The organism is Lichenibacterium dinghuense, from assembly GCF_021730615.1.
Lineage (GTDB): Bacteria > Pseudomonadota > Alphaproteobacteria > Rhizobiales > Beijerinckiaceae > Lichenihabitans > Lichenihabitans dinghuensis.
In genome coordinates this window covers 2,117,823-2,140,994 of record NZ_JAJLMN010000001.1, presented here as the reverse complement: position 1 = coordinate 2,140,994, position 23,172 = coordinate 2,117,823, and the positions used below count along the sequence as shown (strand labels likewise).

The window sequence follows — 23,172 nt, the reverse complement described above, 5'->3', positions numbered from 1 at the left end:
GGATAATATATTTTCAATCAATCACAGTTTTTCTGCATAGCGCAATTCCAGTGTTAACCGATCAATAAATAAGCCATTAACTTTTCGGAGATTTTCGAATACCTTCAAGGCTGTATTCGCTGCTTGCGCCCAAGAAGTTTCTTTCGATGGACTTTGTGCTTCAGCTATGATATTGAAGACGACGTTCCTTGATTTTGACCACTCAGTCATCTCGTTGCGTATGAATTCCTTGTCCTCATCCGCATGAAAGGCATTGAGCAACACTGGATCGTCATGTTCGTCCTTCGGCGCTTCAAGGCCGAACTCTGCTGACTCAGACTCCACGAGGGTTATTTCAGAGATGAGCCGTTGCAGTATTTCTGCCTTCTTCTTGTCTGGATTTGTCTCCTTGCCGAGGTCGTTGACCAGAGGAAGGACGCGCTGACGAAATCGAATCGAGAGAATCAACGCGCTCAAAAGCAGTGACGAACGCTGCGATACATTGAACCTCCGTTCCCGCGATGGTATGAAGATCACATAACATCTCTTCATGCCGCTTTTGAAAAGCTCGTAGCGACCAACAATCGGTCGGTAGAAGCGGCGGTCGTTGCCGATACAGAGAAAATCCGTCTGCTGCGGTATCCCCCCGGCGGCCACCTCGCTGATAGCTCTCTCTAGATCGGTGACCCACATCGGAACCGCATTTCCTCCGTTGGAGGTCACGGCTTTAGCTTTTATCTCTCCCCAGGTGGTGCTTGATCCAGCTATGCTGAAGATGTTAGGGAGGGCATTGAATTCTCCCAAGACAGACATTGCCGACTTTACACCTTGGGTTTCCAGAGGTGAAACAAGGAAGTTGATTCTTGGCTGGAAGACTTCCTCGTTGACGACCTTGTCGATTGTATTTTCAGCGAACGCAAGCGTCAGCTTCCTCACACCTCCACGCATCAGTTTGCGGACGGCGGCGTCATTGAGATCTCTCAGAGGCTCCGCCGCTGACCTTCTCAGAATCGTCTCGATAAGGCTGAAGAGGCTGGTTCGTTCGTAGGAAAGAGAGTCATCATTTTCCACTCGGAACGAGAGAGGTGTCCTGTCTTGGTCGACGTATGTGACTTTGTAACCTTGATAACGACGAAGTTGGCTTGGCTTCTCCTCATCGTAGATGAAACATATGCGATCGCGAATTGCGTGAACTTGATCCGCCGCTTGAAGCTTGGCCCGGAACTGCCCTGCTTCGTAGAAGCACCAAGCCATGTCCTTCTCGAAACGATCCGTTCCGCTGCAAACGATGATGAACCATTGTGACTCGCGGATAGATCGAGATATTTTGTCTTCATAATCATCTCCTCCTTCGAGGCCGGAGTGATCAATGAAGACTTTCAGTTCGGCGGATAGAGAGGTCAAGGCCTCGAATAGAGTATCCGCTATCTTCTTATCGTCATGATTATAGGAGATGAATACGCCGTAGCTCATACAAGTCGCTCCATTTTGCTGCGCAGCGAATCTATCGCGTCGATTGCGGAAGCGCATCTCCTGGGGAGACACACTGTCGGTTCTCGATTGTAGCACCAACGTGCGGTCAATGAAAATCACCGATTGCATGGATTGAAGGGGATAACGGAGATGTGCAGGGGTGAGCATACTCGCCGATACTGCATCGCGCGGGGATCTCAGCTCGACTTCGGCCGATCGGGCTGTAGGGTAAGAGCAGGTCGCCTGTTGCGCCGCGAGGGCGGCGAGGGCCTCAACCGGTTTCTCGCCGACGCGGTCGGCACGCCGCTCGCCGACTTCGCGGCCGGGCTCGGGCGGGACCGCGCCGCCGTGCAGGCCGCCATCGATACGCCCTGGACCTCCAGCCCCGCCGAGGGGCAGACCAACCGCGTGAAGGCCATCAAGCGATCCATGTACGGCCGAGCCGGCTTCCCGCTCCTGCGCGCCCGCGTTCTGCACACCGCATGACGCCAAAACAGCACGGGAAGTGCGGGAGAACCAAAATTCAAAGCCCATTGCCAGTCAACGTTTGGCGGAGACGGCACGGCTTCGGCCCGCCAAGGCTAGAGCGCGACCCCGGTGCCGGGCATCCGGCTCCGGGGCGACGCCTGCATGTCTCTTAGGAGAAGAACTCACGGCGATAGGAGTTCGGGAAGTTGTGGGATAGTGATGCGCCGCTACCGAACGGTCAGGTCGTCATGTGTCCGCGATAGAAATAGCTGGCTCGGCTGGGAAGAGACAGACTGCAGGCGCCGGGGTCTGGCCACGGTGGGACCTGCCCTGTCGGCCGTGGCGTCCGGGAAGGGCGGTCCTCCTTCCCGAATACCTCGCGCGCTTCGCCCAGGTGATGCTGATGAACAGGAGGCTGGTCGCGCTCGTGGCGGAGTTGCTCCAGGACACTTACGCAGGCTCCTCTACATCGTCGTAACCCATTTGTCGGGCATAATCGGCGGCAGCTACTAGCTCTGCTCCAGGGGAAGGCGCTATCGCAACGCTGTCTATGGCTTCCCGGCTAAGCTCGAAGTGCATAGCGTCTTTCTTACCTGAAAAACCAGCTCCCCAGTACCATCCCGCCTGCCGAAAAAATTCGTATATGTAGAGAAATCCCAGCTGCGTTTTTGGAGCGCCGAACGGTACGACATCGCTTCCAAAATACAAATCGATGGCGCATCCCCAACTGTGATTTGAATATGCTGAGGTGGATGCCTTATTGGCCCGGACACACAGCATCCCTGCTGTATGTATCGCGGCATACACCTCTGGATGGAAAGAATTGACTTGATCGAAAACATCCGAAAGGGAATCGATAGCGAAACCCATTCCTGTCACCCTGAAAGGGCCTACAGAGTCGGTTCTAATTAGATTTTTACTTGGGCCTGTAAATGGTGAGCATTTCGGTGTCAGGCTGCCAGGCGATCCGAACTTCTGCAGCAGATGCGAGGCGGGACAGGCCGTAAGGCCGACATTCAAATTTGAGGGGATGTCCACGACATCCGACAAGGAAGCCATTTCGATATCCTTCGTTCGAAGAAATACTCTATCGTAAGACAATCACGCCAGAAGGGCGCTCTGAAACTCGGCTACTGCGTCTCGGCGCAACCACGGGTCTATCTCGTGTCTTTCGACAGGACCGTTATGATCGACTGTATGACGTAACAATCGAGCGATATATTCCATGGCAAGTTGATGATCTTGCTTCATAGCCTTTTGAAAAATATTCCCGTTCAATGTTCCAGCCCGTTCATTGACAAGGTCCTTTAGGTCTTGTCCGAACTTCAGGGAGTCGGCACTGACTTGCCAGGCACCTGCTTCCATCGTGACTTCCGCTATCGATGCCGGATTTGATTTATCTGGCCCAGCATTCCAATCCCAGGAAGACTCGAAACCGGCTAACACTCTCATCACTTCAAGCATGACCGCTTTGCGGTGTAATATACCTTGCCAGGGACCAAGGACCGCCGCGATGGCGGAATAGATATCAACATTCTTATTAGGCGCGAATATATCGTCCGATGCCTGCGTCCCCCAATCGATCAATTCATCAAGGAAGCTATCCGGTGCGATTCCCCGGTTCAGGACTCGGTGTTTCGTTGCGTGGAAAGCCATTCGGAGTCTCCCAAGCGCTAAAATTCAGCCTCCAATCGAGCGAAGGCTCACATAAAATGATCCTCTTGACAAGCTGACGACCTCGGTTCCGTTCAGACAGGCGAAGAGGCTGTGCAGTGTACAGGCATGATCCCCATCCGACCATAGGCCGGAGAGCATCGCTGCGGCAACTCGATGCCGCTGTTTGCGGGTTTTGAAATCCTTCGTCCTGGTTGACCCAATATCCGCGGCAGAAGGTGCCTCGGATCACGTCCGTCAAGGTGGTGGAAATTGGTTGGGTGTGCCGCCGTGCCCGGCCGGGCTCAGGCTGCCTTGAGAAGAGCGGTCGTTGGCTCGTCGCCGCGGCCCGCCATGGTTTCCAGGGTCATATAACGGTGCTGGAGCTGCCACTCGTCGTTCTGCTCCAGCAAGATCGCACCGACGAGGCGCCGGATCGAGGCCTCGTTGGGGAAGATGCCGACGACGTCGGCGCGGCGCTTCACCTCCTTGTTCAGCCGCTCGATCGGATTTGTGCTGTGCAGCTTCGGCCAGTGTGACTTGGGATAGGCCATGAAGGCGATCACGTCCGCCTCGGCTTCGTCCATCAATGCAGCCAGCTTCGGTAGTCTCGCCCGCAGTTGATCGGCGACTTGCCTCCAAACGGTGGAGGCCATGCCATGGTCGGCCTGCATGAACACTGTCCGGATCGCCGCCGCCACCATCTGGTGCTGTGCCTTCGGTACATAAGCCAAGGCGTTCCTCATGAAGTGCACGCGGCACCTCTGCCACGTCGCCTTGAACACCTGGGCGATGGCCGCCTTCAGCCCCTCGTGCGCGTCCGAGATCACCAGCTTGACGCCCTTGAGGCCGCGCCGCTCCAGGCTCCTGAGAAAGTCGAGCCAGAACACCGCGGCCTCGGACGGACCCAGGCCGAGGCCCAAAATCTCGCGCCGGCCGTCGGTGTTCACCGCCGTGGCGATTATGGCCGCGATCGACACCACGCGCCCGTCCTCGCGCACCTTCAGGTAGGTCGCGTCGAGCCAGAGATACGTCCATTCGCCCTCGATCGGCCGCTCCAGGAAGGAGTTCACCCGCCCGTCGATGCCGGCGCACAGCTCCGACACTTGGCTCTTCGAGATGCCCTCGATGCCCATCGCCTGCACGAGATCGTCCACCTTGCGGGTCGACACGCCCTTGATCCACGCCTCCTGGATCACGGCCACGAGCGCCTGCTCGGTCGTGCGGCGCGGCTCAAGGAATGCTGGGAAGTACGACCCCTTGCGCAGCTTCGGGATCTTCAGCTCCAGCGTGCCCAGACGCGTGTCGAAGGCGCGCGGCCGGTAGCCGTTGCGCTGCGTGGTGCGCGCCTCGCTGCGCTCGAAGCGCGCCGCCCCGATCTGACCCTCCACATCGAAGGCCATCAGCCGTGCCAGCACCTCCTCGGCCAGGCTCTTCATGAAGTCGCCCCCGCCGCGCTTCAGCAGCGCGTCCAACAGTGGCATGGTGTCGTCGGTCATCGTGTTCTCCGGTCGGTTTCGAACGTCGCAACCCGATCCTAGCCAGAGGCACGGTGGCCACCCGGGGGCGGCGGGCTCCGCTATGTGCGGAGCTCCGCCCGCCGCCCCAACTCCACAATCCCCACCACTTCCGTGGACGCTACCCCGCCTCGGCGAGATCCGTCGCCGGGCGATTCGGTCCCGCCTGCAAGTGAGCAGTCGGCCGCTCGTCGTTTGCCGGGGATCAGGCGCACTGCGCGATCGCTGTTCTTGGGCGGATGCGGGTGAGCGCTCCTTCCGCGCAAGCCAGTCGAGGACATACGATTGCTGCCTGTCGTGCAGTTGTCCCCTGCACCATCTCCAAATTGTCGCGACGTGGGATGGCATCAGATCCTTGGCACATCGATTGGAGGTCGGGACATGGCGACTGCTATCCGAATGACAGAGACGGGCGGGCCCGACGTGCTCAGGGCTGAGACCGTCGAAGAACGCCAGCCGGGATCCGGCGAAGTTTGGATCGAGCAGGAAGCGATCGGGGTCAATTACCTCGACGTCACGCAACGGAACGGCGCTGTCCCGTTGGCGCTCCCCAACGGTCTTGGTCTGGAGGCGGCGGGTCGCGTGGCGGCGGTCGGGCACGATGTGCGGAACGTCGCGGTCGGTGACCGCGTCGCCTACATTCTCGGGCCGGTCGGAAGCTACGCCACCGGTCGACTCTATCCGGCGGAGCGCCTCATCCGGGTCCCGGATGCGTTGACCGCCGACGAAGCGGCGGCGGTGCTCTTCAAAGGGGTGACCGCTCATTATCTCCTGCACGATACCTACCCGGTCGTCCAGGGTACCGTCGTGCTGCTCTACGGCGTCGGGGGCGCGCTCGGCCGGATCATGGCTACCTGGGCGAAAGCCCTGGGTGCGACCGTGATCGGGGTGGTGTCCAGGGAAGCCAGTCTGGATCGCGCGCGGGCGGCGGGCTGCGATGCCGTGCTCGTTTGGGGGACTTGCGACCTTCCCGCGGAGGTGGCCCGCCTCACGGCTGGCCGGAAGGCGGACGTGGTCTACGACGGGATCGGCAAGCTCACCTTCTCCGCCTCGATCGACAGCGTTCGCCCTCGCGGGCTGATGGTCTCGCTCGGCGCTTCGAGCGGAACGCCCGACCCCGTCGCGGTCGGCACCCTGAACGCCAAGGGATCACTGTTCCTGACGCGACCTGGCCTCGCGGCGCACGCCACCGAACTCGGCGAGTATCGTCGGCGTGCCGGGGACGTCTTCGCCGCCGCGTCGGACGGCACCATCCGACCGGCGATCTGGAGAGCCTACCCCCTTGCCGAGGCGGCGGCGGCGCACGCGGCGCTCGAAGGTGGAAGGTCGGCCGGCGCAATCGTGCTCAAACCATGATGGGCACGTTCGTCGACGTCGTCCTCCAAGCTGGTCGCAGTGCGATCGAACTGGCCCTCTACACCCTGATGCCGATCATGGTGGTGACGATGGTCGTCCTTCGCCTGCTGGAAGTGCACGGCATCCTGGATCGGTTGGTCGCGTGGTGCGCCCCGGTCGCGCGTCCGTTCGGACTGACGGGACTCGCGGTCCTGGCCATGCTGCAGATCAGCTTCGTCAGCTTCGTCGCGCCCTTGCCGACGCTCACCTTGATGGAGGACCAGGGCACCTCGGACCGTCACCTCGCGGCGGCCTTGGCCGCCGTACTCGCCATGGCGCCCGCCAACGCCACCTTCCCGCTGGCCGCGCGCGGCCTGCTGCCGGGCGTCACGCTCGCCTTCTCCGCGCTCGGTGGCCTGGTCGCGGCCGCGGCGACGTACTGGCTGTCCGGTCGGCATCTCTCGGGTGCGCTGGTGGCCGCCAGCTTCTACGAGAGGGTGGCCGCGACCAAGCCGTCGTTTCTCCGGACCATCAACCTGGGCGGTGCGGAAGCCATTCAGATCGTTGTCAACATCGTCCCGACGTTGCTCCTTTCGTTGGCTGTCGTCTTCGGATTGGAGCGCGCCGGCGTCGTCGGGGAACTCACGCGTCTCCTCGCCCCGGTGCTCGCCGCGCTCGGTGTGGACCCGGGGTTCGTGCTGCCCACCTTGACGAAGTACCTCGCCGGAAGCACGGCCCTGCTCGGTGTGGTCGACGGATTGGCCAGAGAAGGGCGGTTCGGGGCGGCGATGGTGAACGAGGGGGCTGGGTTCCTCCTCCATCCACTGGATCTGCCCGGAGTGGCCATCCTCATCTCCGCGGGACCGCGCCTGGGTCGGACCTTGCTCCCCGCCGTCGGAGGGGCCGTCCTTGGCATCGCGTTGCGGACCGTGGGCGGAGTGGCGTTCGCGGCGTGGATGCGGTGACCTCAGTGTGCACCGACGTCGTCCCAGGGCATGCCATGGCGGAACTGCTCGCCCAACCAAGCAGCGAAGGCCTCGGTCCGCGCGGGCGCAAGGCGGAGCGAGGGCCGGACCAGGTAGACACCACCGTCCACGTCGAACGTCCAGCCGGGCAGGATCGGTACGAGCGTGCCGGCCGTGAAATCCCGGACCATGAGCCACTCGCCCGCCCCGAGAATGCCGGTGCCGGCCCTCGCCGCATCCAGCAGAGCGCCGCTGTCGTTGGAACGCAGCGAGCCTCGGGCGACCACGACTTCGGTCCTGACGCCGTCAGACAGGCGCCATTCCGGGTAGGATGCGAGACGCGTGAACTCGAGGCAGTTATGGTCGGCGAGTTCAAGCGGGGTCGCCGGCTCACCATGGCGTCGAACGTACTCGGGCGAGGCACCGAGGATACGCCGCAGCCGCCCCAGGCGCCGAGCGATGAGGCGACTGTCCTTGAGCACCCCGATCCGGACCGCGGCGTCGAATCCCTCCGCCACGAGGTCCACGTAGCGTTCGCTGTAGAAAGCCTCGACCTCCAACGCCGGATGGCGCCGCAGGAAGGTCGGGAGCCGTGGCGCGAGCCACATGCGACCCATCGATTCCGGGAAGGCTATCCGCAGCCTTCCCTGTACCGCGGTCGCTCCGGCCGAGACCTCCTGCTCGGCCTCGCGGACCAGAGCCCCCGCCGCCGTCAAGCGCTCGGCGAGGCGCGCACCTGCTTCGGTGAGGCGCACGGTCCGCGTCGTCCTTTCGATGAGGCGCACACCCAACCTGCGTTCGAACGCGGCCACGCGCTTCGAGATGACCGTTGGATGGCGCCCGAGCCGTCCACCGGCGCCGACGAACGACAACGAGCCTGCGACGGCGAGGAAGGCCGCCATCTCGTCGGCATGACGACCATCGAGGTCCTGCATGACTCCTCCCACCGAAAGCGGACGGCTTTCCGCGCTGCGGGACGACGCTGCCCTACCTGCGTCGATGCCCAAAAGGGCAACCTCGGCTCATGCGCTTGAACCGGCTACGTCCGAAGGAAACGTGGAGCCATGCCCTTCCGACCACGGACGCCGGTCTCCAACGACCGTTCCTTCGCGGCGGAGGAGGTTGCCTGGCGAAGCAGGTCGCCTCGGATGATCCATCGACGTCGTGCGATGACTTGGCGGAGGCACCGGTATGCCGACCCCCGCCGGCCTAACCACTGGAACGAGTTGCCGCCTCGCTTCGTGGCGCGACCGGAACCCGCCGGCCATCAGGACCTTCGGCGCCCTCGAGCGAGTTATGGAGCCGATGCCGGCGTTGCACCCCGCCGGCGTCCGCAAGGGACGCATCATCGTTCCGGATCACGAAGGCGTCGCTGGTTTTCGATCGCGTTGGCTAGGCCGGCTCTACGATGCGCGTGGGCAGGCTCGGTCCCGACGTGACACGTGGCCCCCTCGCGTTTGTCCCCAATCTGACGCGGATCGCGGGGCGAGCAGAATGCCGTTATTCTCGAACAAGGAGATCGTCCATGCCAGACACCATCCTGGTCTTCTATGGTTCCTACAGAACGGACAGACAGGGTATTCGCCTCGCCAAGCACTTGGTGCGTGCGTTCACTGAGCGCGGCGCGCATCCGGAACTGGTCGATGCCAGGGAGATCGGTTTGCCGATGCTCGATCGCATGTACAAGGAATATCCTCCCGGAACGGCGCCGGGCGCGCTGCAGGCGCTGGCAAGCCGGATTCGAGCGGCCGACGCCTTCGTCTTCGTGACGGGCGAGTACAACTGGAGCGTCCAGCCCGGCCTCAAGAACTTGACGGACCATTTCCTCGAGGAGTGGTTCTGGCGCCCGGCCGCAGTCGCCAGCTACTCGGCGGGCCGTTCTGCCGGCGTCCGGTCGGGGCTGGCTTGGCACGGCATCTTGTCGGAGATGGGCATGGTCGTTGTTTCTAGCCCGAAAAATTCGTTTGTGAGGTGGCGGGTGTAGCCCAACGCGTTGGTGCAGTTTAGGATTTGGGTGCTGAAACCAGTCCGATCCGCATCACGGAAGCCGCACCCGCCATGGACGATCCTACGTTGCCGTTGCCCGGCTTGTCACCTGTCGCAGGCCGCGCCGTGAAGGCCTTCTTCGACGGGGGCGCGTTGTCGTCGGACGCGGGCGTGCTGGTGCTGCGCGAGGTCGAGAGCCGGCTTGGCGTGGCGGAGCGCTTGGCCGGGTGCCTGGTCGACCCGCGCGATCCGGCGCTGGTCTCCCATTCCCTGGCCGACATGATCCGCTTCCGCATGCTGATGATCGCGGCCGGCTACGAGGACGGCAATGATGCCACGAGCTTGCGTCACGATCCCGTGTTCAAGATGGCGCAGGGGATCGCGTGCGGATTCCGATCGAAGCCGGCCACTGATTCCGAGATGAAGCCGGCCGCCATTCCGATTTGATGCCGGCCACCGTTCCGAGATGAAGCCGGCCACCCTGATCCGGCAATAGCGTCCCCGCAGGTCAGCAACCGCGGCACCCTGCCTCGCCCCCCCACGCGAGGAGATCGGGATGCCGGCCAGGAGAGAGCTGACGATGCGACAGATCCGACACATGCTCCGGCTCGCCCGCGACGGGGTGAGCGCCCGCGAGATCGGCCGAACGCTCGGCATCGCGCGGTCCACCGTCCAGGACAACCTCGCCCGTGCGTCAGCGGCGGGCTTGGCTTGGCCGATCGATGAAGAGATCACCGACGCCGTCCTCGAACAGCGGCTGTTCGACCGCGTCGGCGTGAAGCAAGGCGTCAGACGACGCGTCGAGCCAGACTGGCCGTCGATGGTGCGCGAGATGCGCAGGCCCGGCGTCAACCTGATGGTTCTCTGGGAAGAGTATCGTGTATCTGAGACCGGCGGCTACGGTTACTCGCGCTTCTGTGATCTTTACAGGAGTTCGAACGCCGTGTCACGCCGGTGATGCGCCAACACCATGCCGCCGGCGACAAGGTGTTCGTCGACTATTCCGGCAAGCGCGTGCCCATCGTCGATCCCGCCACCGGCGTGGTGAGACAGGCCGAGATCTTCGTGGCGGTGCTGGGCGCCTCCAACCTCACCTACGCCGAGGCGACGTGGACCCAGGCGCTGCCGGACTGGATCGGCGCCCACGTGCGCCTGTTCGACTTTCTGGGCGGCGTGCCGCGCCTGGTGGTGCCCGACAACCTCAAGAGCGGGATCAACAAGGCGTCCTTCTACGATCCGGAGATCAATCGCTCCTACGGCACCATGGCCGAGCACTACGGCATCGGCGTGCTGCCGGCCCGGCCGAGGAAGCCGCGCGACAAGGCCAAGGTGGAGAACGGCGTCCGCTTCGCCCAGAGCTACATCCTGGGACGCCTGCGGGCCCAGACGTTCTTCTCGCTGGCCGAGTGCAACGCCGCCATCGCGGCCATGGTGGAGCGCATCAACGCCCACCCCATGCGCCGCCTCGGCACCACGCGCCGGGCGCTGTTCGAGGCCGTGGAGCGGGCCGCCCTGCTACCCCTGCCGTCGGCACCCTACGTCTTTGCCGAGTGGCGGCTGGCACGGGTCAACCTCGACTACCACGTCGAGGCTGCCGGCTTCCTGTACTCGGTGCCCCATGCGCTGATCCGCGAGCAGGTGGACGTGCGCCTGACGGAGCGCACCGTGGAGGTGTTCCACCGCGGCCAGCGCGTCGCCGCCCACGACCGGCGTTATGGCGGCGCCCGGCACGGCACCGACGTCGAGCACATGCCGAGCGCTCACCGGCGCTACGCGGAATGGACGCCGGCCCGCTTCGAGCGCTGGGGCCGGGAGATCGGCCCCGAAACCGAGGGCCTCGTCATCGCCATCCTGCGCGGGCGTCCCCATCCCGAGCAGGGCTTCCGCACCTGCCTGGGCGTGCTGCGCCTGTTTCGCGGCCTCGCCCCAGCTCGGGCCGAGGCCATCTCCGCCCGGGCCACGGCCATCGGTGCGCTCACCTACAAGAGCATCGCCTCCATCATTGCCAACAACCTCGACCGAAAGTCTCGAATAACAGAAACGACGAAGATCATCGATCATCCGAACCTGCGCGGCGCAGGCTACTTCCACTGATAGGAGACTTGACGATGCTTGCTCATCCCACACTCGAACTTCTGCACGGCCTCGGCCTGCACGGCATGGCGCAGGGCTACAAGACCCTGGACGGGAACCCGGAAGCGCAGGCGCTGACGCACGCCGAGTGGCTCGGCATCATCCTGGAGCACGAGAAGACCCTGCGCGAGCAGAAGCGCTTCGAAACCCGCGCCCGCGCCGCCCACCTGCGCCATCCGGCCAGCGTCGAGGATGTCGACTACCGCGCCCATCGCGGCCTCGACCGTGCCCTGTTCCTCAAGCTGTCCGGCTGCGACTGGATCCGAAGCCGGCGCAACCTGGTGATCACCGGGCCGTGCGGTGTCGGCAAAAGCTGGCTCGCCTGCGCGCTCGGCCAGAAGGCCTGCCGGGAGGACCTGTCGGTCCTGTACTACCGTGTGCCGCGCCTGTTCGCGGCGCTCGGTCTGGCGCGCGGCGACGGCCGCTATGCCAAACTGCTCAAGCAGCTCGCCCGCGCCAGGCTGCTGATCCTCGACGATTGGGGCCCTGAGCCCCTCAGCGCCGAGCAGGCGCGCGACCTTCTGGAGATCGTGGAGGACCGCTACGACGCCGGCTCGGTGCTGATCACCAGCCAGGTGCCGGTCGACCGCTGGTACGAGATGATCGCCATCCCGACCCTGGCCGATGCCGTGCTGGACCGCCTGATCCACAACGCCTACCGGATCGCGTTGTCCGGCGACAGCCTGCGCAAGCACCGCCCTGCCGACCAGCTGGCTTGACCCGAAACACTCCTCGACCGATCTACGAACCCGACCAGCGGGGCGCCATCGCCGTGGCCGGCTTCAGATCGGAACGGTGGCCGGCTTCATGTTGGAATGCTGGCCGGCTTGAAAATCGGAATACCCGGCCGGCTTCGTCGGAATCTGCAATCGCGCCTTCGGGACGCGATCTCGCCTCGCAGCCGACGATCTCGCGGCTGGAGAACATGGCCGACGTGCGTGCCCTGCTGCGCATGGGACGCGCCATGGTGGACCTGTACTGCACTTCGTTCCGGCAGGTGCCCCAACGGATCGTGCTGGACATCGACGACACGTTCGATGCGGTACACGGCGGTCAGCAACTCCGTCTGTTCAATGCCCACCACGACGAGTACGGCTTCCAGCCCATCGTGGTTTTCGATGGCGAAGGCCGGTTCGTGGCGGCCGTGCTGCGTCCGGCCAAACGGCCCAAGGGCGTCGAGATCCGCGGCCACCTGCGCCGGCTCATCCACGCCATCCGCTCCCACTGGCCTCGCACCGAGATCCTGGTGCGCGCCGACGGCCACTATGGCGTGCCGGAGGTGATCGACCTGTGCCGGGCCATGGACGTGCGCTTCATGCTGGGCGTGCCCACCAGCGCGACACTGCGCAGGCACGTCGTCGGGCTGGAGGTCCAGGCGGCGTCCCCGCTTCGCCGCCAAGGGCGGCATCGACAAGGTGCGGCGCTTCACCGACTTCTACGACGGCGCCGCCTCCTGGAGCCGGACGGAACGCATCATCGCCCGCGTGGAGACGGGGGATCAGGGCACCGACACGCGCTTCGTCGTCACCGACCTCGTCGGCCGGTCCAAGGCGCTCTACGAAAAGATCTACTGCCGACGCGGCAGGGCCGAAAACCACATCAAGGCCTGGAAGACACACCTCGCCGCCGATCGCACGTCCTGCACAAAGGCCGTCGCCAACCAGTTCCGGCTGTTTCTCCACGCCGGGGCCTACTGGCTGCTGTGGGGGCTGCGCGCCGCCATGCCCAAGCGCTCCGAATGGCGCGTCGTCCAGTTCGACACCTTGCGCCTGCGCCTGATCAAGATCGCGGCCCGCGTCGTCGAGATGAAGACGCAGATCCGCGTCCATCTGCCGACCGCCTGCCCGGTTCAGGCCATCCTGCGCCTCGTCCTCATCCGCATTCCAAGCTTGGCGACGTGACCGACGGGGCACCACGCCCCCGTCATCGAACCCCTCCCGCCAACCCCTCACCGTCCGAAACCAGCCCGACCCCACCGCCGTTGACCCCCGGCAGCGTCGGCGCTTGCCCGCTCACCTGTCAGTAGCATTCGAGACGAGTGTAGCCCACCACGGCGCTGCCGGGACGAATAAAGCGGGCTAGTACCCTGGCGGTCGGCAACGTCGGGCAGGCCTTGGATGAGGACGGCGGCATCGTCGGCGACGGCGGGGCGGCGCTGGCCCGCGACTTTCCGCGCTTCGCCGACGACTTGGCTTGGTGGACGGAGGCGGCACGCAGTCAGCGGAACCGCGCGCCCACTCCGTACTGACCACCAATCCTCGATCGGCGTGTTCGTCCGCGAGCCGCGAGCGGATTGGAGGGATAGTTAGTTCGATGTCGCTCACGTTTCCAAGGACCGGGAAGGACACCACCGGGACGAGGCACGCGCGACGCATGACTCGTGCAGGGCTCGGCGACGCTGAGGCTCGCCTTCGAAGTTCACCCATCCCGCCTGCCGATCGCCCGCTCGCCGAATAGCTCAGACTTCGCAGCCTTGGCCAAACGACGCACATGGAGGATCCGACATGACCGACACGACGAACGTAAGCGACAAGAGGACTGAACTCTACAACAACTATGACTATGACTTCATGAGATTCGCGGAGCACTCGAGTGCGGTCGAGCCGAACCTTGATTCCACGGCGGTGGGCGCCGAACTCGTCTCGGCCGCCCACGCCGTCGAGAAAGGGCTCGCGATGGCGGATACCCGCGCGGGCTTCGCGGCGCCGAAGATTCGATTGATGATGGATCGGATAGCTGACCTGGAACACGCGGGGGCCACAGGATTCGCGACCCGCAGCGCCCGTGGAGTGCTGAGGGCATACGTGGCGTTCCACGATGAGCACAGCTTCCCTTTGCCGGGAGAGGTTGAAGCTCGATTGCGTGAGTTCGCGTCCGAGGACGTCGAGAAGGAACTGCCCGGTGGTTCGATCGAGATCACGAGGGCAGAGGTGCTGGCGGCCACCGCAATTGACTACGATGCGTTCCTCCGTACACGGCGCAGTGTCCGACAGTTCACCGGCGAAGCCGTTTCGGAGGAGGAAGTCAGGAGAGCGGTAAGCCGGGCCATCAGATCGCCGCGCACTCGCAACAGGGAGACGCGGCACGTCTTCGTGGCCTACTCGCAGGCGATGCGCGACCACCTGTTGACCCTTCATCGGGGGAACCTCGGCTTCGGGCACAAACTCGGGGCGGTCCTCGTCGTCACCGTCGACCTCCGCCAATTCGACATGGCCGGCGAGCGCAACCAATGCTGGATCGACGGCGGAATGTTCGCGGTGTCGCTGGTCTTCGCGTTCCACGCCCAAGGTCTTGGGACTTGCATGCTCAACTGGTCCGCCGCGCTCGAACAGGATCAGGCGCTCCGTAGGGAATTCGACATCCCCGATTATCATGTCGTCGTCACCCTGATCGGAGTCGGACAGATACCGGAGCGGCTTACGGTCGCCTCCTCTCCGTCGCCCGGCGTCGAGGACGTACTGCGAAACCTCGAGGTGCGAGCATGATGGGCTTCAGATGATGGGCGCAATGAAAGCCTGCACGGAAGGTGCTGCTGCCATTGTCAGCCTGCCCAGCACGGTAGCCTGACCGTCCTTGCCCAAGCCGAAGACCGTGGTGGCCCTGCCAGGACCTATACCACGCTCTGGGGCACGACCTCGCTGCAAACAGGCGACGGTCCGTGGAAAGGCGACTCGGTCAGATCGCGTGCGCCTCGCGCAGCGCCGCGATTTTTGCATCGTCCAGGCCGAGTTCCGCCAGGATGGCGACGCTGTGGGCCCCGAGTGCCGGGACGGGATCCATCCGAGGCTGCGAGCCCTTCGGCGCTCCCGGCGGCAGGAGGGCGGGGACCGCACCGTTCGGGGTCGCGACTTCCGTCCAACGGCTTCGGGCGCGCAGTTGCGGGTGATCCCATACCTCGGTCATGGTCCGGACGCGCGCGTTCGCGATGCCGGCCATGTCGAGGCGACCGGTGATCGCCTCGGCCGTGCTCCCGGCAAAGACGGCGACGATGATCTCGGTCAGTGAGACGCGGTTACGGACGCGCGAGACGTTCGAGGCGAAACGCCCGTCGTGGACGAGGTCGGGCCGAAAAAGGACCTTGTCGCAGAAGGTCGCCCACTCGCGCTCGTTCTGAAGCCCCAGCATGACGGTTCTCCCATCCCCGCTCGGGAAAGGGCCGTAAGGGAAGATGGTGGCGTGGCTGGCTCCCGTGCGCGGAGGCGCCTCCTGGCCTTCAAAGGTGTAATACAGGGGGAAGCCCATCCATTCGCCGAGCGCTTCGAGCATCGAGACCTCGACGTGGCTGCCGCGCCCCGTGCGCCCACGCTTCAGCAAGGCGGACAGGATGCCGGTGTAGGCGTACATGCCGGCGGCGATGTCGGCGATGGACAGGCCGGCCTTGACCTGCTCGTCGGGGGTTCCCGTCACCGATAGGAAGCCGGCCTCGCTCTGGATCAGCAGGTCATAGGCCTTCCGGTCGCGATATGGGCCGTCCGGCCCGTAACCCGAGATGTCACACACGATGAGGCTCGGGCAGTCCGCCCGCAGCGCTTCCTCGGACAGGCCGAGCCGCGCCGCCGCGCCCGGTGCGAGGTTCTGGACGAGGACGTCCGCCCTTGAGACGAGGTCGCGGAGGATGGACCTCGCATCCGGGTGCTTCAGGTCGAGTGCCAGGCTTTCCTTCGAACGGTTGCACCAGACGAAGTGGGAGGCCATGCCCTGGACGCGGTCGTCGTAGGCGCGGGCGAAGTCGCCGACCCCGGGCCTCTCGACCTTGATGACGCGCGCGCCGAGGTCGGCGAGTTGGCGTGTGGCGAAGGGGGCCGCTATGGCGTGCTCGAGGGAGACGACCGTGATCCCATCGAGGGGGCGGACGGAGTCATTCAGCGATTGGGGCAGGACAGGGGCGTTCATGGCGCGCGATGCTCCAGGGTTGGTTTGGGGAACAGTGATTTTCAGAGGGAAGGGGCGCCCGGCCGCGTGGACCGCTGGGGGGAGGGGATCTCAGCGACCGCGCCGAGCCCGTCGAGGTAGCCCCGGGTCCGCAGGTCCGGCATCAGCACGGCGCCGATCAAGGACACTGAGACGACGGCCGCGACGTAGTAGTAGAAGTAGCTCTCGACGCCGGCGTTCTTGAAGGAGAGCGCGACGAACTCCGCCGTGCCCCCGAAAACGGCGTTGGCGATTGCGTAAGGAAGGCCCACGCCGAGGCAGCGGACCTCCGTCGGGAACAGGTCGGCCTTAACGGTGCCGGCAATGGGCGTATAGAAGGCCGCAATCACGAGAGCGGTCATTACCAGTGCGAAGGCCGCGTAGGGATTTGACACGGTCGCCAGCGCCGACAGCAGCGGCACGACGGCGAGCGTGGCGAGTCCGGTGAACAGCAGCATGTTGTTCCTGATGCCGATCCGGTCCGACAGGCTGCCGAAGATCGGCTGCAGGGCCATGAATGTCGCGAGCGCGACCGTCATGACGATACTCGTCGTGGTGGCGTCCATCCCGGCGGTGTTGATGAGGAGTTTCTGCATGTAAGAGGTGAAGACGTAGAAATAGAGCGAGCCGCCCATGGTGAAGGCGACCACCAGCATCACCGCGCGCCTGTGCCGCCACAGCGCGGCGAGTGAGCCGGCCTCCTCACGGTGCATAGCCTCAGGCGAGGCGGTCTCCTGCATGGTCCGGCGCAGGTAAAGCACGGCGATCGCGAGGGCGGCGCCGATGAGGAAGGGGACGCGCCAGCCCCAGGCCTTCAACTCCACGACTGGGAGGAGCGATTGAAGGATCAGCAGGACCGTCAGCGCGACGAGTTGGCCGGCGATCAAGGTGAAGTACTGGAAGGAAGAGTAGAACCCGCGCCGACCCTTCGTGGCGATCTCGCTGAGGTAGGTAGCGCCGGCTCCGTATTCGCCGCCGATCGAGAGCCCCTGCACCAGGCGCGCGACCAGCAACAGGATCGGCGCCCCGATCCCGATGGTCGCATGGGTCGGCAGGCACGCGATCATCAGCGAACCAGCGCACATCATGGACACGGACAGGATCATGGACGACTTGCGGCCACGGGTGTCGGCTATCCATCCGAACAGCCAGCCGCCGAGGGGGCGCATGAAGTAGCCCACGGCCAGCACCCCCGCCGAGGCGAGCAGCTGGCTCGCCGAGTCGTCTGTCGGAAAGAACGACGATGAGAAGTAGATCGCTGTGTATGCGTAGATGAAGAAATCGTACCACTCGATGAGATTGCCGGCGCAGGCTCCGGCGACCGCGCGGGCACGTCGACCGGTCGGCATTTCTCCGAAAACCGCGGACTCGTACGTTAGTGTGGACGTGGAAATGTGAATACCTCCCATTGGTGGAGCGAGGATGTCGTCTTTTTTGTTCTTGTTCTTGTTCTTGGTGACCGCCGCTGGCTCGCGGCAGGGCGTGGGTCTCGGGCTGCTCGTGGAGTCCTCCGGCTTGGCCGGCCCTCGACCTCAGCTCGTCCGCATCGTGGCGTTCGCCTGCATGGCTAGAGAGCCATCACCGCCCTCGACCCACAGCCGCAGTTCGCCGTCTCCCTCGCCCCGTCGGCAGCAGACCTGGAAGGGGGCGAGGTCGAATACCGTCCCGACCGCGCGGAACGCGAAGGCAGTCATTTCCGACCCGGGCATGGAGGCCTGGGCGAGGCGGGCCAGCAAGGTGGCGAGCAGCGGCCCGTGCACGATCAGGCCCGGATACCCTTCGATCTCGGTAACATAGCGACGATCGTAGTGAATGCGGTGGCCGTTGAAGGTCAGCGCCGAGTAGCGGAACAGCAGGACGTCGTCGGGCACGACGGCGCGCGTCCATTCGGGACTCGCCGGGGCACGGGCCGGAGGGGCGGCCGGCGTCCCGGGAGCGGGGAGCCCGCGGTAGACGATATCGTGCCACTCCGTCAGCACGTGGCCCCGCGGCCCGGAGATGTCGTGGCGCACCACCACGAAGACCAACGGCCCCGTGCGTCCGTCCTTGGACGTAACGTCCTCGACGGTCGAGACGCGCCGTAGGACGTCTCCAATCCGGATGGGCGAGGTGAACGCGAAGCGTCCGCCGGCCCACATGCGGCGGGGGAGTGGGACGGGCGGGAGGAAGCCGCCGCGCTTCGCATGTCCGTCGGACCCTAGGCCGTGTGGACGAATTTAGAGCAGCAACGCTTTTGGGGATTCCCTTGCTGGCTCAGGTCTGATTCTCATGCCCCGAGGCATTCGGGGGGTGAGATCGATGTCGACGCGAATGACGGAGCAAGACTGGACGCATACACTCGCGGTGTTCCGCGCCTGCCTTCCCCGGCGGGGACGGAAGGCAACAGATGATCGGCTTTTTCTTGAAGCGCTTCATTTTTTCAGCGTCGAAAATGTTCGCTGGCGCGCTTTGCCCGAGCGCTTCGGTTTGTGGAACAGCGTGTGGAAGCGGTTTGATCGGTTAAGCCAGGCCGGCGTGTTCGAAGCCTTCTTCGACACGCTCGCGTCGATGAGCGACACCGCTCATCTCGTTCAGATGTTCGACTCGACTATCGTGCGCGCCCATGTGTCGGCAGCCGGCGCAAAAGGGGGCAGCACGGACAAGCCCTCGGTCGCTCTCGCGGCGGCTTCACCACGAAGATCCATGCCAAGTCCGACGCTTCCGGCGACATCATCGCCTTTGATCTGACCGGCGGTGAAGCTTCCGACGGGCGACACTTCGAAACCCTGCTCGACATCGGCCCCGATCTTCAGCCCCGTGCCGTGATCTGCGACAAGGGCTATGCCAGCAAAGCCAACCGAGACGCCGCGAGGACGCGCGGTATCGCCCCTGTGATCCCCCACAAAGCGAACGAGAAGAACAAGCCGGCCTTCTTCGCTCGCACCCTTTACAAGGCCCGGGCCCGCATCGAGCAGGGCATCGGTCGGCTGAAGCGCTTCAAGCGCGTCGCCCTCCGATGCGAGAAGACCGCAAGAAACTTCCGATCCATCGTCGCTTTCGCCGCAGGACTGTGCTTGGTCAAATTCGTCCACACCGCCTAGTTCGGATCGGCGGTGCAGGGGCAGGAAATAGAGCCAATGCCAAAGCGGAGGCAGGGGATCGCCGGGCTTCGGCGAGCCCTCGGCCTCGTCGAGCGTCGCCGCGAGCGCGGCGGCCGGGAAGCCTGTAACGACATCCTCGCGGATCTCCTGGCGACCGATCCAGGACCGCAGACTCCCCAAATCCAGATCCATCGCTGTAAACCCTCCCGAAACACTCGTCGCGTGTTCGGGCGCATAGGGACTGGACACCACTCGGGAGACCATGCGCATCTTTCGAGGCCAGCCTTCGCGGATTCTGTAGGCTGGCCGCGGGAGGCCGCATGCGCTTCGACGTCACGGACCTGAGGCTGTTCGTCTCCGTGGCGGAGGCGGCCAGCATCACGCACGGCGCGGCGGCGGCGAACATGGCGCTTGGTGCGGCGAGCGCCAGAATCCGCGGCATGGAAGAGGTCGCGGGCGTGGCGCTGCTCGACCGGGAACGCCTGGGCGTGCCCCTGACTCCGGCGGGACGCGCATTGCTGCAGCACAGCCGCATCGTGCTGCAGCAGCTCGGGAGGATGCGCAGCGAACTCGATGAGTTCGCACACGGGCTCAGGGGCCAAGTACGCCTGTTCTCGAACACCAATGCGCTTGTCGAGTTCCTTCCGGCAGCGCTGAGCGAATACCTGATGAAGAATCCCGGCGTGAACGTCGATTTGCAGGAGCACTTGAGCGACCACATTGTCAGGAGCGTCGCCGAAGGTGTCGCTGACATCGGGATCGTCGCGGGTTCGGTCGACGTCGCCTCGCTCGAGACATTCCCGTTCCGCGAGGACCGGCTCGTCGCTGTCGTCCCGCGCGATCACGCCCTCGCCGGCCGGCGGCGGATCTCTTTCAGCCTGATGCTCGACTACGACTTCATCGGACTATCCGATGGGGCGGCGCTCCAGGACTTCCTGGCGGGCCATGCCATGCGGGTCGGGCGTCGCCTGCGCCTGCGAGTTCAATTGCGCAGCTTCGACGGCGTGTGCCGGATGGTCGAGAGCCGGACGGGAGTCGCGGTCGTGCCCGCCTCGGCCGCGAAACGCCTGCGTCGCATCATGGCGATCAAGATCATCCCGCTTGAGGATGCCTGGGCGTTGCGCCGACTGACCATCTGCGTGCGTTCCATGGGCGACCTACCCGCCCATGCCGCTCGCTTGGTCGAGCACCTCAGACAAGCTTGAGCACGTTCACCCCGCTCCGAGCCGTGGGTGTTAATTTCCACCAAGATCTGACCCAGGCTTTCCACTGAGAACTGACCCGTCCTGATGGTGGCTGGTTGGTCAGCGAGCGGTCAAGTCCTTTGCTTTCTCCTTGGTGGGTTTGGAGGCCTTTGCCGAACTGTTCCTGAAACGGAAGCTGTCGTTTCCGGTTTCCAGGATATGGCAGTGGTGAGTGAGGCGGTCGAGCAAGGCCGTGGTCATCTTGGCATCTCCGAAGACTGTGGCCCACTCCGAAAAACTCAGATTAGTGGTGATCACGACGCTGGTACGTTCATACAGTCTGCTTAGCAGATGGAACAGCAAGGCACCACCCGAGGCGCTGAACGGCAAGTATCCCAGTTCATCGAGGATAACGACATCCGAATGGACAAGTCGGCCGGCGATCTGTCCGCCCTTTCCTTGAGCTTTCTCCTGTTCAAGGGCGTTGACGAGTTCCACGGTGGAGAAGAAACGGACTCGCTTGCGATGTTGCTCGATGGCTTGGATGCCGAGGGCTGTGGCGATGTGAGTCTTGCCAGTGCCAGGACCTCCGACCAGAACGATGTTGTGAGCATCGTCCAGGAACTCGCAACGATGGAGCTGGCGGACGAGAGCTTCGTTGATCTCGCTGCTGGTGAAGTCGAAGCCGTTGAGATCGCGGTAGCTCGGGAAGCGGGCAGCCTTGAGCTGGTAGGCTGTTGAACGGACTTCCCGCTCGGCTGTTTCTGCCTTCAGGAGCTGCGACAGGATCGGCATGGCCGCCTCGAACGCCGGCGCGCCCTGTTGGGTCAGCTCCTCGACGGCTTGGGCCATGCCGTGCATCTTCAGGCTCCGCAGCATGATGACGATGGCTCCGCTGGCCGGGTTATGGCGCATGACGCACCTCCCTGGCCCGACGCAAAGCGTCGTAGCGTTCGACGTTGGCCCGCGGTTCGGTGACCAGCGTGAGCGCCTGGGAGTGTCGACCGTCGGCGCAGTCGGCGGTGTGCCGTCGATCAGTCGGTGCAGCAGGTTGATGATGTGGGTCTTGGCCGGCACGCCGGCCTTCAAGGCCAGTTCGACGGCCGTGAGCACGGCTTCCTCGTCATGCTGGAGGACCAGGGCCAGGATCTCGACCATCTCGCGGTCGCCACGGCGTCTTGAGCAGGTGCTGCTGCAGGGCCCTGAAAGCGTCCGGCATCTTGGCGAAGGGCGCGCCGTTCCGCAGTGCACCAGGTTTGCGTTGCACGACCGCCAAGTAATGACGCCAGTCGTAAACCGTCTCGCTCCGACGATCATGGGACCGAGCGAAGACGCGACGGTGCTCACCGATGGCTTGTCCGTCGGCGACGAGGAGGATGCGGTCGGGATAAACGCGCAGACTGACTGGGCGGTTGGCGAAGGACGCAGGCACGCTGTAGCGGTTGCGCTCCAGATGGACGAGGCAAGTCGGAGAAACGCGTTTGGTGTACTCGACGAAGCCGTCGAACGGTCGAGGCACAGCCATCAGATGCCGGACTTCCTCGGCCCAAATTTCGGCGATCGTGCCGGGCTGCGATCCGTGCGGCGTCACAGCCCACAACTCCCTGCATCGTTTCTCCAGCCAGTCGTTGAGCGCATCCAGGGAAGGGAAGCTCGGCATGGGCTGCCAAAGCCGATGACGGGCGTCCTGCACGTTCTTCTCGATCTGCCCCTTCTCCCAACCGGAGGCTGGATTGCAGAACTCAGCCTGGAAAAGATAATGGCTGACCATGGCCGAGAAACGGATGTTGACTTGTCGTTGCTTGCCGCGGCCGACCTTGTCGACGGCAGTCTTCATGTTGTCGTAGATGCCGCGTTGCGGCACTCCACCCAGGACGCGGAACGCGTGGACATGAGCGTCGAACAGCATCTCGTGGGTTTGTAGTAGGTAGGCCCGGAGGGTAAAGGCACGACTATAGGACAGTTTAACATGAGCGACCTGCAACTTGGTTCGCTCATCGGCAATCAGAGCCCAGTCTTCTGACCAGTCGAACTGGAACGCTTCGCCCGGCGTGAACGCCAGGGGCACGAAGGTGCCGCGACCACTGCTCAGTTGCTCACGCTGTCGGGCAGCCTTCCAATCACGGGCATAGGCGGCCACCCGATTGTAAGAGCCCTCATAGCCGAGCCCGACGAGATCGACGTGCAGCTGCCCGATCGTCCGCTTCTGTTTGCGCGTCTTGGCCGACTCGATGCGCAGCATCGCCGAAAGTTTGTCAGCATATGCGTCGAGTTTACTCGACCGCTTGGAAGCTTTGAAGCGGGGTTCGACGTTTTCTGAGCGCAGATACTTGCGGACCGTGTTTCGCGATAGCCCGGTGCGTCGGGCGATCTCACGGATCGAAAGCTGGTCCCGGTAGTGCCAGCGTCGGATGACGCTCAATAACTCCATGTCGATCACTCCGATGCCCCCCACACAGCCGCGTGGGAGGAGGTGAAAACATGGGTC

The 23,172-nt window shown here is 63.9% G+C and carries 16 protein-coding genes and 6 pseudogenes; 12 read left to right on the top strand and 10 right to left on the bottom strand.

What is annotated here, in order from left to right:
* Positions 1-21: 21 nt before the first annotated feature.
* Positions 22-1,452: a toll/interleukin-1 receptor domain-containing protein gene (locus L7N97_RS10400; RefSeq protein ID WP_237478222.1), complete on the bottom strand. Its 1,431-nt coding sequence runs from the start codon at positions 1,450-1,452 to the stop codon at positions 22-24.
* A 246-nt stretch (positions 1,453-1,698) separates the two neighbouring features.
* Here L7N97_RS10400 and L7N97_RS10395 point away from each other — a divergent pair, with 246 nt between their 5' ends.
* Positions 1,699-1,938 (top strand): transposase, encoded by a 240-nt coding sequence (locus tag L7N97_RS10395; RefSeq protein ID WP_428980977.1) that lies wholly within the window; start codon positions 1,699-1,701, stop codon positions 1,936-1,938.
* Positions 1,939-2,370: 432 nt separating this feature from the next.
* Here L7N97_RS10395 and L7N97_RS10390 read toward each other — a convergent pair whose 3' ends face one another.
* The 3 genes from L7N97_RS10390 to L7N97_RS10380 form a co-directional block, all read right to left on the bottom strand.
* Positions 2,371-2,979 carry a M15 family metallopeptidase gene (locus L7N97_RS10390; RefSeq protein ID WP_237478221.1) on the bottom strand — a complete coding sequence of 203 codons (609 nt, stop codon included), beginning with the start codon at positions 2,977-2,979 and terminating at the stop codon, positions 2,371-2,373.
* A 42-nt stretch (positions 2,980-3,021) separates the two neighbouring features.
* The gene (locus L7N97_RS10385; protein WP_237478220.1) at positions 3,022-3,576 is read right to left on the bottom strand and encodes a hypothetical protein; all 555 of its coding nucleotides are present in this window, start codon (positions 3,574-3,576) and stop codon (positions 3,022-3,024) included.
* 302 nt (positions 3,577-3,878) lie between these two features.
* Positions 3,879-5,072, bottom strand: a complete 1,194-nt coding sequence (locus L7N97_RS10380; RefSeq protein WP_237478219.1) for an IS256 family transposase — start codon at positions 5,070-5,072, stop codon at positions 3,879-3,881.
* A 399-nt stretch (positions 5,073-5,471) separates the two neighbouring features.
* Between L7N97_RS10380 and L7N97_RS10375 the strand changes: the two genes are divergently transcribed.
* On the top strand, positions 5,472-6,446 hold the full coding sequence (locus tag L7N97_RS10375; RefSeq protein ID WP_237478218.1) for a quinone oxidoreductase family protein: 975 nt from the start codon (positions 5,472-5,474) through the stop codon (positions 6,444-6,446).
* Positions 6,443-7,390, top strand: coding sequence for a nucleoside recognition domain-containing protein (locus L7N97_RS10370; protein WP_237478217.1), 948 nt, complete (start codon positions 6,443-6,445; stop codon positions 7,388-7,390). The genes L7N97_RS10375 and L7N97_RS10370 overlap by 4 nt, the downstream gene beginning before the upstream one ends.
* A 2-nt stretch (positions 7,391-7,392) precedes the next feature.
* On the opposite strand, the gene L7N97_RS10365 is transcribed toward L7N97_RS10370, so the two are convergent.
* The gene (locus tag L7N97_RS10365; RefSeq protein WP_237478216.1) at positions 7,393-8,325 is read right to left on the bottom strand and encodes a LysR family transcriptional regulator; all 933 of its coding nucleotides are present in this window, start codon (positions 8,323-8,325) and stop codon (positions 7,393-7,395) included.
* Positions 8,326-8,915: 590 nt separating this feature from the next.
* On the opposite strand from L7N97_RS10365, the pseudogene L7N97_RS10360 reads away from it, so the two are divergent.
* From L7N97_RS10360 to L7N97_RS10335, 6 genes and pseudogenes are all read left to right on the top strand, one after another.
* A pseudogene (locus L7N97_RS10360) lies at positions 8,916-9,341 on the top strand (NADPH-dependent FMN reductase); the annotation flags it as partial.
* Positions 9,342-9,448: 107 nt separating this feature from the next.
* A pseudogene (locus L7N97_RS10355) lies at positions 9,449-9,748 on the top strand (transposase); the annotation flags it as partial.
* A gap of 208 nt (positions 9,749-9,956) precedes the next feature.
* Positions 9,957-11,470, top strand: a pseudogene (gene istA / locus L7N97_RS10350) (IS21 family transposase).
* Positions 11,471-11,484: 14 nt separating this feature from the next.
* A complete protein-coding gene (gene istB / locus L7N97_RS10345; RefSeq protein ID WP_237478215.1) occupies positions 11,485-12,228 on the top strand; it encodes an IS21-like element helper ATPase IstB in 744 nt (247 codons plus the stop codon).
* Between the two features lie 158 nt (positions 12,229-12,386).
* A pseudogene (locus L7N97_RS10340) lies at positions 12,387-13,341 on the top strand (IS1380 family transposase); the annotation flags it as partial.
* Between the two features lie 672 nt (positions 13,342-14,013).
* Positions 14,014-14,994: a nitroreductase family protein gene (locus L7N97_RS10335; protein WP_237478214.1), complete on the top strand. Its 981-nt coding sequence runs from the start codon at positions 14,014-14,016 to the stop codon at positions 14,992-14,994.
* Positions 14,995-15,184: 190 nt separating this feature from the next.
* Here the strand turns inward: L7N97_RS10335 and L7N97_RS10330 are convergent, their stop codons facing one another.
* The 3 genes from L7N97_RS10330 to L7N97_RS30660 all read right to left on the bottom strand — a co-directional run bounded on the left by L7N97_RS10330 (position 15,185) and on the right by L7N97_RS30660 (position 18,636).
* A complete protein-coding gene (locus L7N97_RS10330; RefSeq protein ID WP_237478213.1) occupies positions 15,185-16,402 on the bottom strand; it encodes a CaiB/BaiF CoA transferase family protein in 1,218 nt (405 codons plus the stop codon).
* 41 nt (positions 16,403-16,443) lie between these two features.
* Entirely contained in the window at positions 16,444-17,769 is a 1,326-nt protein-coding gene (locus L7N97_RS10325) for an MFS family transporter (protein WP_255721639.1), read from the bottom strand.
* Positions 17,770-17,952: 183 nt separating this feature from the next.
* Positions 17,953-18,636 carry an HTD2 family dehydratase gene (locus L7N97_RS30660; RefSeq protein WP_487343513.1) on the bottom strand — a complete coding sequence of 228 codons (684 nt, stop codon included), beginning with the start codon at positions 18,634-18,636 and terminating at the stop codon, positions 17,953-17,955.
* Positions 18,637-18,688: 52 nt separating this feature from the next.
* Between L7N97_RS30660 and L7N97_RS30520 the strand changes: the two genes are divergently transcribed.
* From L7N97_RS30520 to L7N97_RS10300, 3 genes and pseudogenes are all read left to right on the top strand, one after another.
* Complete coding sequence (locus tag L7N97_RS30520; RefSeq protein ID WP_309242804.1) at positions 18,689-19,147, top strand: transposase; 459 nt, start codon at positions 18,689-18,691, stop codon at positions 19,145-19,147.
* A pseudogene (locus L7N97_RS30515) lies at positions 19,063-19,500 on the top strand (IS5 family transposase); the annotation flags it as partial. The gene L7N97_RS30520 and the pseudogene L7N97_RS30515, both read left to right, overlap by 85 nt.
* Before the next feature lie 320 nt (positions 19,501-19,820).
* Positions 19,821-20,705, top strand: coding sequence for a LysR family transcriptional regulator (locus L7N97_RS10300; protein WP_237478211.1), 885 nt, complete (start codon positions 19,821-19,823; stop codon positions 20,703-20,705).
* A 99-nt stretch (positions 20,706-20,804) separates the two neighbouring features.
* On the opposite strand, the gene istB (L7N97_RS10295) is transcribed toward L7N97_RS10300, so the two are convergent.
* Both istB (L7N97_RS10295) and istA (L7N97_RS10290) read right to left on the bottom strand, forming a co-directional pair.
* Positions 20,805-21,599, bottom strand: coding sequence for an IS21-like element helper ATPase IstB (istB, locus tag L7N97_RS10295; RefSeq protein ID WP_237478210.1), 795 nt, complete (start codon positions 21,597-21,599; stop codon positions 20,805-20,807).
* A pseudogene (istA, locus tag L7N97_RS10290) lies at positions 21,589-23,115 on the bottom strand (IS21 family transposase). The gene istB (L7N97_RS10295) and the pseudogene istA (L7N97_RS10290) overlap by 11 nt, the downstream one beginning before the upstream one ends.
* Between the last annotated feature and the right edge of the window lie 57 nt (positions 23,116-23,172).

Coding starts and splice junctions, on each gene's coding strand:
- L7N97_RS10400 (WP_237478222.1), bottom strand. CDS start 1,452: ATGAGCTACGGCGTATTCATCTCCTATAATCATGACGATAAGAAGATA.
- L7N97_RS10390 (WP_237478221.1), bottom strand. CDS start 2,979: ATGGCTTCCTTGTCGGATGTCGTGGACATCCCCTCAAATTTGAATGTC.
- L7N97_RS10385 (WP_237478220.1), bottom strand. CDS start 3,576: ATGGCTTTCCACGCAACGAAACACCGAGTCCTGAACCGGGGAATCGCA.
- L7N97_RS10380 (WP_237478219.1), bottom strand. CDS start 5,072: ATGACCGACGACACCATGCCACTGTTGGACGCGCTGCTGAAGCGCGGC.
- L7N97_RS10375 (WP_237478218.1), top strand. CDS start 5,472: ATGGCGACTGCTATCCGAATGACAGAGACGGGCGGGCCCGACGTGCTC.
- L7N97_RS10370 (WP_237478217.1), top strand. CDS start 6,443: ATGATGGGCACGTTCGTCGACGTCGTCCTCCAAGCTGGTCGCAGTGCG.
- L7N97_RS10365 (WP_237478216.1), bottom strand. CDS start 8,325: ATGCAGGACCTCGATGGTCGTCATGCCGACGAGATGGCGGCCTTCCTC.
- istB (WP_237478215.1), top strand. CDS start 11,485: ATGCTTGCTCATCCCACACTCGAACTTCTGCACGGCCTCGGCCTGCAC.
- L7N97_RS10335 (WP_237478214.1), top strand. CDS start 14,014: ATGACCGACACGACGAACGTAAGCGACAAGAGGACTGAACTCTACAAC.
- L7N97_RS10330 (WP_237478213.1), bottom strand. CDS start 16,402: ATGAACGCCCCTGTCCTGCCCCAATCGCTGAATGACTCCGTCCGCCCC.
- L7N97_RS10325 (WP_255721639.1), bottom strand. CDS start 17,769: ATGCCGACCGGTCGACGTGCCCGCGCGGTCGCCGGAGCCTGCGCCGGC.
- L7N97_RS30520 (WP_309242804.1), top strand. CDS start 18,689: ATGCCCCGAGGCATTCGGGGGGTGAGATCGATGTCGACGCGAATGACG.
- L7N97_RS10300 (WP_237478211.1), top strand. CDS start 19,821: ATGCGCTTCGACGTCACGGACCTGAGGCTGTTCGTCTCCGTGGCGGAG.
- istB (WP_237478210.1), bottom strand. CDS start 21,599: ATGCGCCATAACCCGGCCAGCGGAGCCATCGTCATCATGCTGCGGAGC.